Source organism: Vibrio sp. Vb1574 (assembly GCF_033338675.1).
In genome coordinates, this window is sequence record NZ_JAWOTC010000015.1 from 80,024 (window position 1) to 90,435 (window position 10,412).

General features: G+C 44.1%; 8 protein-coding genes. 2 read left to right on the forward strand and 6 right to left on the reverse strand.

What is annotated here, in order from left to right:
• Window positions 1–75: 75 nt before the first annotated feature.
• The 3 genes from R7O12_RS12350 to yccS form a co-directional block, all read right to left on the reverse strand.
• Window positions 76–378 (reverse strand): hypothetical protein, encoded by a 303-nt coding sequence (locus R7O12_RS12350; protein ID WP_054577819.1) that lies wholly within the window; start codon window positions 376–378, stop codon window positions 76–78.
• 80 nt (window positions 379–458) lie between these two features.
• A complete protein-coding gene (locus tag R7O12_RS12355; protein WP_005376575.1) occupies window positions 459–689 on the reverse strand; it encodes a hypothetical protein in 231 nt (76 codons plus the stop codon).
• A 189-nt stretch (window positions 690–878) separates the two neighbouring features.
• Entirely contained in the window at window positions 879–3,032 is a 2,154-nt protein-coding gene (gene yccS / locus R7O12_RS12360; RefSeq protein ID WP_005376573.1) for a YccS family putative transporter, read from the reverse strand.
• A gap of 324 nt (window positions 3,033–3,356) precedes the next feature.
• Here yccS and helD point away from each other — a divergent pair, with 324 nt between their 5' ends.
• Complete coding sequence (gene helD / locus R7O12_RS12365) at window positions 3,357–5,426, forward strand: DNA helicase IV (RefSeq protein ID WP_005376572.1); 2,070 nt, start codon at window positions 3,357–3,359, stop codon at window positions 5,424–5,426.
• 77 nt (window positions 5,427–5,503) lie between these two features.
• Here helD and R7O12_RS12370 read toward each other — a convergent pair whose 3' ends face one another.
• Entirely contained in the window at window positions 5,504–5,959 is a 456-nt protein-coding gene (locus R7O12_RS12370) for a methylglyoxal synthase (RefSeq protein ID WP_005376571.1), read from the reverse strand.
• 64 nt (window positions 5,960–6,023) lie between these two features.
• On the reverse strand, window positions 6,024–7,073 hold the full coding sequence (torT, locus tag R7O12_RS12375; protein ID WP_262631379.1) for a TMAO reductase system periplasmic protein TorT: 1,050 nt from the start codon (window positions 7,071–7,073) through the stop codon (window positions 6,024–6,026).
• Window positions 7,074–7,116: 43 nt separating this feature from the next.
• Here torT and torS point away from each other — a divergent pair, with 43 nt between their 5' ends.
• Window positions 7,117–10,080 (forward strand): TMAO reductase system sensor histidine kinase/response regulator TorS, encoded by a 2,964-nt coding sequence (gene torS / locus R7O12_RS12380; RefSeq protein WP_053307617.1) that lies wholly within the window; start codon window positions 7,117–7,119, stop codon window positions 10,078–10,080.
• Between the two features lie 50 nt (window positions 10,081–10,130).
• Here the strand turns inward: torS and R7O12_RS12385 are convergent, their stop codons facing one another.
• Window positions 10,131–10,322: a hypothetical protein gene (locus tag R7O12_RS12385; protein WP_005376565.1), complete on the reverse strand. Its 192-nt coding sequence runs from the start codon at window positions 10,320–10,322 to the stop codon at window positions 10,131–10,133.
• Between the last annotated feature and the right edge of the window lie 90 nt (window positions 10,323–10,412).

A 10,412-nucleotide genomic window follows, 5' to 3' on the forward strand; every position in this document is an offset into this window, starting at 1 on the left:
GCAAAGGGGGTATCTTGTTACGACGTTATAGTGATAGTTGGAAATTAAAATAGCGATAATTTGACGTTAAATCGCCTAAACGTGGATGTCTAGCAAGCTGCCAATGATTTCATTGTTTTTCTCTATGACAGACGCGCCAACTCGGTTATAACCAGCGGCTTGTGCGAGGTTGATGAGAGATTCAACTTTTTGAGAGGGAAGGCTAGGTGTTGAGGCTGTTATTGCGACATCCGCAACCGCAGCTAAATCGATGTTGTGATCAGAAAGCTCTTCTTTTACCTTACTTACATTATTGCTAATGCCATGTGCAGCTTTCTCGGCCATTTGTTGTGACATCTGAACGATGTGGTGTCCAGATTGAATTCCCGATACAGGCATATCACTACTCCCAACATTATGATAGTGAGAGCATAGGTGGAGTTTATAAAACGTTCAAGTGTTTTATATCAATGACTTGATTAGGCAAACAGTTTGGCAAGCATTTCTCTTTCTTCACCAGATAGAACCGGTTTTTGCGCTTTATTTAGTTTCACGCTGATCTCACCTTGTAATGACTTTAACTGACTTGCCGTCAAATCACTGAGCTTTTGTTTAAGTTCATTAAATTGTTGTGCGTTCATCTCAATACCTTCGTCGTGATTCGGTTTATCCGTCGTTGCCCGAAATTCTTCATCCTTTGGATACAACATATTTATTCAACCAAAATAGATTAGAATTTGATCGATTGATTTTTGTCCGAATATTGTCAAGGTGTGTTAAGTGATACGTCAGATTTTTCCTAAGAAGGTACATAATTACCCACTTTGGGGTAGATGGAAGCGTAAAAAGAAAAAGGGAAGCGATATAGCGCTTCCCTCTTACATATGGTTTGAATGTTACTAACTTACCCTGACGGCAAACTTACTAGCAAGTGAATGAAGCTCTGGGAGCATGCGATAGATAAGATGAAGTTGCTGCAATACCATGCGGGCAGAGCTGTCGTCTTCATCGCGCCATTCGTTTAAGCGTTGCTCGAGTCCAGCATCATCAATATTAGATAGGTCACACTCCTCACAATGCTGGTGAAGCTGTTTATGAAGTACATCCAGATGCTGATGAATACAACGGTGAGCATCTAAAACGAGTTTATGAATTGACTCATCTTCGATGCGAGTTCTGTGCGCGCCTAATGCAGAAATATAGTTCAACATTGCGTGATTTAACGTTAGGAAGCGAAAACTTTCATCAACAGCTGCGCGATATTTGCCAGGCTCCGCCAGCATCGTACTAATCGCAGAAGAGAGTGAGGCATCATTATTGTGGGCCTGGCGGCGAGCGATACGGTAACTCAAATTGTCTTTCTTGCCGATTCTATACTGACCAATGATCTGATCGAGATACTGCTTGTTCGCCTCTATCGCATCCGACATAACTTTGTGAAGCCTTCTCGACTGCCAGTCGGGCAAAATAACTAATACAGCTCCTACTGCAAGCACACACCCGATGAGGGTATCTGCTAGTCGAGGAAGGACAACTGCGTAACCTTCACCTAGTTGATTAAATAAGAAGAGGACGAGCAGTGTAATAAAACCAGTCGCGTACCCATAGTTGTTCATCCGGAAGGCGAAAAACATCACTCCAGAGATAACGATAAATACTAACTGGCTTTCTTGAGAAGGGAAAAAAGTCAGCAATGGTACACCAATCAACAAACCAGCTAATGTACCTATTACTCGCGCCGTCAATTTTTGGCGAGTGGCACTGTAGTTCGGTTGGCATACGAATAAAGTGGTTAAGAGTATCCAGTAACCTCGGTCGATGTTGAATATTTGAATGATTCCATAGCCAATCGTTAAGGCAATTGACATACGTAATGCATGCCGAAACAGCATCGAATCTTTGTGTAAATTTGCTGATATACGCTGCCACATCGCCTTTAGCGTGTGTGGGTTGGTATCGGCGAGGGTATCTTCTTCGAGGCCTTCAACATCTGGGTTGTTAATGTTATTAAGTTGTTTTTCTACCGTCGCTAAGTTATTGAATAAATATGTTAACTGCATCAGCAGACGTTTCCAGTGCCCTTGCTTTTGTTCTTCTAGATAAGCAAGAGAGTTTTGTACTTCAGCTAATGCCAGAATAGATTGATCGGTATGGGAGTATTCATTTCCTAGCTGAATGGCTAGTGCAATATCACGACACGCTTGGGCTTGAGACTCCAAAAGATATTTAAAACGAAACAGCACATCAGAACGTTCAAATTCGGTCGCTAAATCCTGATAGCGATAATGGCTAGAACTGACGCGTTCGTGAATGTCTTGAGCGATGAAGTAAATATTTAAAAATCGGTCACTAGGCCCATCAATGTGACCCCGTTTCGATCGGTTAAGTAATGTGGTTTTACAAGCGTTTAGTGCCGTAACCGTGGCAGCATTGCATTTTGCAGCTTCAATCCGTAGCGGTTGTGGCGTCAAGTTGGTCACAGGGTGAAAAAGCTTGGCTTTCGCATCAAGATAATTCGCCATTTGGAAGAACACATTGGCTAAGCTTTGTTGCACCGGTTGAAGAGGCCAAAATATCTGCCAAATCATGGACATGAAGTAATACCATGCGGCACCAGTCAAAAGCAGTAGTGGCTGAAACCAAATGTTGGTGCTTTCATGTGCGCCAAGCATAGTATAAATAGCGATCAGCAACGAACCAAAAGCAATACTCGCGTACTTAGGACCTATCGCTCCAAGAATGATGAAGCCGAAGGTTGAGATAAATAATCCCAACGCAAAAGCCCAAGGGGTATCGAACAAGATTTCAATTGAAAAAGCAGCAAGCGCAAAACAGAGAAAGGTGAGAATCAGAGCCTTGATGCGTCCAGTGAAACTGTCATCACTTTCAGCCAAAGCAGCAGCAATAACGCCTAATATTAATGGCGTTATCAGCGTGTTTTGCTCGAAGTACCAAGTTGGGATAACCACACCCAGTAAGGTAATAAGGATAAGAACGCTGTAATTTATCGTCTTGTTTGCCCAATATAGCCGAAATTTAGAAGTTGCTTGCACAATGCGCCTTATGTTTCCGATGAAGAACAGGGGGAATACTACCAGACCCACTATAGCGCGTTTATGATTTACTTTAAGAAAAATTCGTGGTTGCTGATAAAATCAGCAGGGATGTCATTGACTTATATTAAAACTGCCAGGTCATGTATTGAGGATTGTAAAGCCAGCTTCAAATAACCTCAGCTTTAGGTTATTAAATCGACAGTAATGTGAATTTTATTAAAGAATAGAAGAAGAAGCTTACTTAGGTGCTCGCCGTTGCTACAATTTAGCGCCTTAAAATGATATAAATCGACAACTTCTAAACTAAAAGGCGCACGTTTCATGCAGCTTACTGCCACTAGCAAAGCACAGTTTTTTATTCAAAATGAGTACCATCACGTCGAAATAAAAGAGAACAGTGTTTTATTAAGCTCGATAGGCAGTGAAGAACATATTCCTTTTACGATCTGGAATGGCAAAGTTAGCGTAAAGCGTGGGTTATTATGGAGCTCTTTACAGTTTTTTGCTCATGAACACGAAGGCAAACAACAAAGCTGGCTAGTCCAAGGTTTACCGTGGCCACAATGCCGAAAGTTCGCGCTTGAGGCCGTTCGTCAATATCAAGAGTGGCACAACACTCAGTGCCGAAAACTGGCTGAGTATCTACCTAAGTGGGAAGAAGAGCTTTACAAACTAAAGCACTTGCCTGCTTACTTATCGCATTCTCAAGTGGTCTCCTGGGTTGAAAGTCTTAACCAAGAGTTAAGCGAGATGAAAACCACCCTAGAAGAAGCCAAAATGCGAATGCCGAATCGTATGTCGCAAATAGAGCCTTGGCTCATTGATACCTCTGAGGCGCTTGGTGAACGTAATCGCGATTGGCTAGAAGCAGAACGTCCAAATTGGGAAGTGCTGTTTAATCAAATTGAATCCTCTCCTTTGAATTTATCCCAGCAATATGCGGTATTACTCAACGACGACCACAACTTAGTTCTTGCTGGTGCCGGCTCGGGCAAAACCAGCGTTTTAACCGCACGAGTTGCCTATTTGTTGCAAAGCCATCAGGCTCAAGCAGAAGAGCTTCTCATGTTAGCGTTCGGTCGTGATGCGGCGACTGAAATGAAAGAACGCTTAGTAGATAAAGTGGGCATGGCGGCAGACGGTGTGCGCGTCAACACATTCCATCAGTTGGGCTTGTATATTCTTAAACAAGTCGAACAGCAACCTGTCGAAATTAGCCCTTTAGCGTTGGACGAAAATCAACGAACGGCATGGTGTGTAGACTGGTTGAAAAAACATTGGATGACACCCACCAACTTTAAACGTTGGCAAAAACATTTAGACAAATGGCCGATTGCGTACCTAAAAGGGGATGATGAGTTAGGAAGCCATTCAGAAAATCCAAAACTGATCGCTTGGCTAGATTCGCAGCTGTCTCATTTAGCGGCGGTAGGGTTGACCAAAAAGCAAGTACAAGAAAAGCTCGTAAACCACCAAGACTATACGCGTTTAAATAGTGAACTCGCCTTATGCTGGCCATGTTTTACAGCGTGGCAGAAAATGCTTAAAGAAAGCAACCAAGTGGATTTCCCAACCATGATCAGTCGTGCGACAGATTATGTGAATAAAGGAAAGTTTGTCTCGCCATGGCGCTTTATTATGGTCGATGAGTATCAAGATATCTCTCCAGACCGTCTGGCATTGATTGAAGCACTGTGTGAATCCACTCAGAAACAAGCAGGTGCGACGTTATTTGCTGTTGGCGACGATTGGCAAGCGATCTATCAGTTTGCAGGAGCGGATGTCGATCTTATCACTGGCTTTAAAGAACGCTTTGCTCACTCAACCGTTCATCACTTAGATACAACTTATCGTTTCAACAATCAGATTGGTGATGTAGCGAATACATTCGTGCAGCAAAACCCATCGCAGTTGCCGAAAACACTAAACAGCCACAAACAACGCAAGCAGAAGAGCGTACATACCGCGCCGAGCAATCAAGTGGAAAAGATCTTGGATCACTTGAATCAACAAGCCAAGCAAACCAAGTCAGTTTTATTGCTAGGACGCAACCATTACCATAAGCCCGATTTGTTCGACGATTGGTTGCGACGTTTCCCTAATCTCGATATTCGCTTTATGACTTGCCATGCGAGTAAAGGACGCGAAGCTGACTTTGTGATTATTCTTTCTGTGGATGAGGGGCAATTCCCCGCTAAGAAGAAGCAAATTCACATTGATGGTGCGTTGACGGAATCCAAAGACAAATTCCCTTACGCAGAAGAGCGCAGGCTATTTTACGTGGCGATTACACGTGCGAAAGAGAAGGTTTGGATCACGCATACTGGCGCGGGATCTGCATTCGTTCAAGAGCTCGTTAATGGTGATTATCCCATCGTGACTTCCCGTTAAATGCAACGTTTAGAATGTTAAAAACAGCAAAGGCGATACTTGGTATCGCCTTTGCTTTATTTGGTTGGCATCAAAGCTTACATGCGCTCAGCAAGATAGGCTTCGTAATCCGGAACTTCGATGTCTACTTCTTGCTCAAGAAGAGGGGAGTTAAACAGGAACTTAGCGGTGGCTCGGTTCGTTGCTACAGGAATATTCCAAACACTAGCAATACGAAGAAGCGCTTTAACATCTGGGTCGTGAGGTACGGCATTCAGTGGATCCCAAAAGAAAACGAGAACGTCGATTTTGCCTTCTGAAATGAGAGCGCCTAGTTGTTGATCACCGCCCATCGGACCACTGATCATGCTCTTGATCGCAAGTCCAGTTTCTTTACTCAGCATGTGTCCTGTCGTGCCAGTTGCGTAAAGGAAGTGACTCTGTAGCTTTTCTTTGTTTTCTTTTACCCAGCGAAGTAGCTCAGGTTTGCAGTTGTCGTGAGCGACCAAAGCCACATGTTTATGGGTTGGCATGGTACGAATGGTTTTTTGCATCAAGATGTTTCCGTTTATATGATTTTAAAATTGTTGTGACTCAATAGAACACGTTTTTGGTCTTTCAATCAACAGCCTTAACACGGAATGTCGGCCTATATTCTGACGGAGATAACGATTCTTCGATCGTGTCGTCATGAAGCGTCTTCGGAGTCAGTGGTTTGATGGTTGGTGAGGCATGTTTGTCATAAGCTTCACCCCTTAAGTAATGCGTTGCTTGCATCACGGAAAGCCGACCTTGCTGCACCATTTTATCTGTTGGTGCGAAGAGTACTTTGTTACGTAACAGGCCTCGATATACACCATGACTTAAGTACACAGAAACTAAACCGATCTCCTCAGCTTTGCCGGCACTGCGCAGCTCACTGATGGCCGCTTCAATCGCCACTGCACTGCCAACAATGTAATCTATATTTCCCATATCGATCACACGTTGAACTAGGTTACGTTGTAACTCCTTGTCGTTGTCTGCCCAAAATGAGTCAACAATGTTGATATCACTTCCTTGTATCGCTTCATAAAATCCGGCAGTAACGGGTTTCGTACCACCACGAGTTCGCGGCCCCAAAAGTAAGGCAATGTTGGTTTTTCCTGACGCCTTTGGATGGCGAGCGGCCAAATATTGACCCGCTTCGTATCCCATCCAATGCCAGTCAACACCGACAGTCCCTTTTAGCAACTCACTTTGTTCTTCATCCAAGTCGAGTTGGTTCACAGTAGCAAAAACGGGAGTATTCCCCACCCAATTTTTAAGTGAATGCTCGTAAGCCTGTGGGTCCACGGTCCCAAGGATAACCGCATCTGCTCCCCATTGGTTACACAGTGCGAGTTGTTGTTCTTGACGGGTTTTGTTTGGGTAGCCGCCCGCTTCAAGGACTCGTAGCTCGACACCTTCTCTTTTCGCTTCGGACACCATTCCATAGTTTACTGACAACCAGTATGAATCCTTTAGGTGAGGGTATATTGCACATATTTTCTCTGCGGCAACCGCTGGCAAAGAAGCAACTAGGGTTAAAGTGGCTGCAGAATGTTTGAAAAATGTGCGAAATGAGTGTTGATTTTTAACCATGAAATGAAGTTCGTTGGCATAGATTAAGTAAACACTGCAAAATATAACGTAATATGTCGCTGAACACGAACATTAAGGTCATGAAAATATGCTGCTAGCAACTGCAAGCATCGGTCGTAAACTTTTGTTGTCTTTCATTGCGATGGCAATACTGGTCATGTTATCGGCACTTATTGGTGTGTCTGGATTTTCTTTGGTTGCCAAAACCGAAAGAAATGTCGTGGATTCTGCGATTCCCGCCATGATTGAGGCGAGGCAAGTCTCTGAGTTGAGTACTCGTATTATTTCGTCTGTACAAATGTTGTCGAACGCAAGAAACGAGCAGGAAAGAAAGGAGTCAGGGCGAGTGCTGTTCGAACAGCTCGAGTCTTTACTCACTCACATCAAGGAGCTCGGGAGTGAGTCGTTCGATTCTCAATTGTTAGAAGCTTTAGAGAATAACGTCCAGAACGTTATCGACAATTTGGCAGAACTCGGTGTTTCGGTTGAAAAAAAGCTGTGGCTTGCAAAAGAGATAGATACTCGTGTTGAAGAAATGCGTCTGCTCAGTGAAGAGCTAGAACAACTAACTCGTACGCAAGTTCAGAATACAAGCACCATTGCTGTTGCTAACGTCACGCATATTTATGACTTATTAGAATCGAATAAAAAATCGCAAGTTTATCAGGCGCTAGATGCACTGGTGGAGGTCGATCTTGATTTGACTGAGCGATTGCATGAACTGCACTTGTTGGCCTTTAAAATGTTGAATCAGATTGAAGAGGCTCGGACATTAACGAATATTGAGCGAATTCAACAGGTTCAAAGTGATTTCGATAGCAACCTCAAAATCATGCAACGCCGTGTACTCGCTGTGGAAGATCCTACGCGCTCAAAGCAAATGAGCCAACTGCTCATAGAGCTTGGTAAGCGTCAGGTCGTATTTTCTATACTGATGCAGCAATACGAGAATAACGAACAGTCACAACAACTGATGCAAAAGACATTAGAGTTGTTCTCAGAGCTTAATGGCACGGTCAACAAATTGGTTGATGATTCAAACAAAACCACTACCGTCGCTGTAGACCAATTGACCAGCACACTGAAATTCGCTCAGTGGTCTCTAACCGTTATTTCAATTGTTGGTTTGATTGTATTGGTGCTGATTTTATGGCGTGTGGTGTACCTTTCTGTTGTGAAGCGGTTAGCTGAATATTCCGCTGCGTTGCTGTCTGTGGCGCAGGGTAACTTAGCGGTTGAGTTGGAAGTGAAAGGCAAAGATGAGTTGGCGCATATGGGGCAGGCCATCATCACGGCTCGTAATACCGCGCAAGCACTAAAAGTGGTAGCAGAGGGTGAAGCTCAAGCCAAGCGAGAGCTTGAGGAGCATAAAGAGCATTTAGAAGAGCTCGTTGAGCAGCGCACTTCGCAGTTAAAACAAGCAAACCGCCGTTTGAATGAAGAGGTTTTGAATCACGCTAAAGCTCGCAAGCAAGCAGAGCAAGCGAGCCGAGCAAAATCGGCATTCTTGGCGACGATGAGCCATGAGATAAGAACGCCAATGAACGGAGTGTTGGGGACAGCACGCTTGTTGATTGACTCAGGCCTCAACCCAATTCAAAAGCGTTATGCGGAAATCATTAATCGTAGTGGTAAAACGTTGCTCGCGATCCTTAATGATGTACTGGATTACTCCAAGATTGAAGCGGGGCATTTAGAAATTCGTCACATGGGCTTTGATTTACACCAAATGGTGGAGGACACTTTCCAGTTAATGAACAGTCGAGCACAAGAGAAGAAGCTGCTGTTCTCCTACCATATTGAAAGTGATGTTAGTCGCTACTGGAAAGGGGATGTCACCAGAATCAGTCAGGTGCTGAACAATCTTGTTGGTAACGCGATTAAGTTCACTGACGAAGGAGAAATTGATATCTACGTTAGCCTGAACCCTGAGGACGAGTCGCAAGTCCTGTTTGAAGTATCAGACACTGGAATAGGAATTGCCAAAAAATACCAGAGAACGTTGTTTGATGCCTTCACGCAAGCTGAAGGTGGGATGAGCCAAACTGGAGGTACGGGGCTTGGACTTGCCATCAGTAAGCGAATCATTGAAGCGATGGGCGGTGTTTTAGAAGTCGATTCCGAAGAGGGAAATGGTAGCCGATTCTGGTTCTCTATTCCGTTAGAGGAAAGCGAACCTGTTGAAACAGGAACCGTGGCAACCGCACGTTGCAAAGTGAAAGCAAAGGTCTTGCTGGTAGAAGATAATGAAGTCAACCGAGTGGTCGCGGAAGGTTTTCTAGAAAGCATGGGGCATCAAGTCGTGATGGCAGAAAACGGCTCACAAGCAGAGCAACTGATCAGCACACAGGATTTTGATATCGCTTTAGTCGACATCAACCTCCCTGATTGTGATGGAACTGAGTTGATCCAACGCTTAAAGCGGATTGAGTGTGATAAGCCGGCCAATAAAGCGCTTGCCGTCACGCCAATGATTGCAGTGTCTGCGCACGTTTTTGCGGAAGAAGTTGAGCGCTATCTAGCCGCTGGTTTTGACGGATACTTGCCTAAGCCATTGGCAAAAGAGGCACTCGCGGCATTGATTCAGGATGCGCTAGACGGAAAGCCGTTGTTGTTGCCACAAAATGCCGACTGTACCCCGTTTGATCAAATTTCGCCTCAAGAACAAGAGCTACAATCAAAGGTCGTTCAAGCGCCCCAAAAAAAGGAACCCGATGTGGTTATCATTAATCCGAGCGTGATTGAGTCCGATATGAAAATCTTGGGCAGAGATAAGATGTTGCACATTATTAATCTGTTTAGATCCACCAGCACTGATGTATTAAGCAAACTGCAAGCGTCTGCTGAGGACAATGATAGTAAAGAAGTAAAGAACCTTGCCCATAAATTAAAGGGCAGCGCGGGAAGTTTAGGACTAACTGCATTAATGAACGCTTGCCAAGCAATTGAAGCCGCGGCTCAACCTTTAGATACCTATAATGCGACTAAAGATGATTTAGTTTCTCAAGTGTCTGCATCAATTCAAGCTCTGGATGAGTTAATGGCGAAGTAATCCATCGAGCATTGAAAATAAAAAAACCTCCGGCTTTCCGGAGGTTTTTTCTATTCGGTCATGTCATCTTCCCACTCGAATCGAGTGTCTAGGGCATAAGGGTCATCATCAAAAGGATGTTCCACTTTGCCACGCAAGTATTCGAGTTGATGCTCAAGCATATTGACCGTTTCGTAGTCTCCCTCAGAACAAGCAACGTAAATCTGTTGTTCAAGAGCGGCAATGTTATCTCGTATACCCATGAGAACCCCCTTAAATCATCATCGATTCTCAAAACGATTATAGTCAAGTAATCCAAATTCGATCGGTTGTTTTGTACGGTACCAATTGTG

Excerpts from the sequence above, each read along its gene's own strand:
- R7O12_RS12350 (WP_054577819.1), bottom strand. The coding sequence starts at position 378 with ATGCCTGTATCGGGAATTCAATCTGGACACCACATCGTTCAGATGTCA.
- torS (WP_053307617.1), top strand. The coding sequence starts at position 7,117 with ATGCTGCTAGCAACTGCAAGCATCGGTCGTAAACTTTTGTTGTCTTTC.
- R7O12_RS12355 (WP_005376575.1), bottom strand. The coding sequence starts at position 689 with ATGTTGTATCCAAAGGATGAAGAATTTCGGGCAACGACGGATAAACCG.
- R7O12_RS12385 (WP_005376565.1), bottom strand. The coding sequence starts at position 10,322 with ATGGGTATACGAGATAACATTGCCGCTCTTGAACAACAGATTTACGTT.
- R7O12_RS12370 (WP_005376571.1), bottom strand. The coding sequence starts at position 5,959 with ATGCAAAAAACCATTCGTACCATGCCAACCCATAAACATGTGGCTTTG.
- helD (WP_005376572.1), top strand. The coding sequence starts at position 3,357 with ATGCAGCTTACTGCCACTAGCAAAGCACAGTTTTTTATTCAAAATGAG.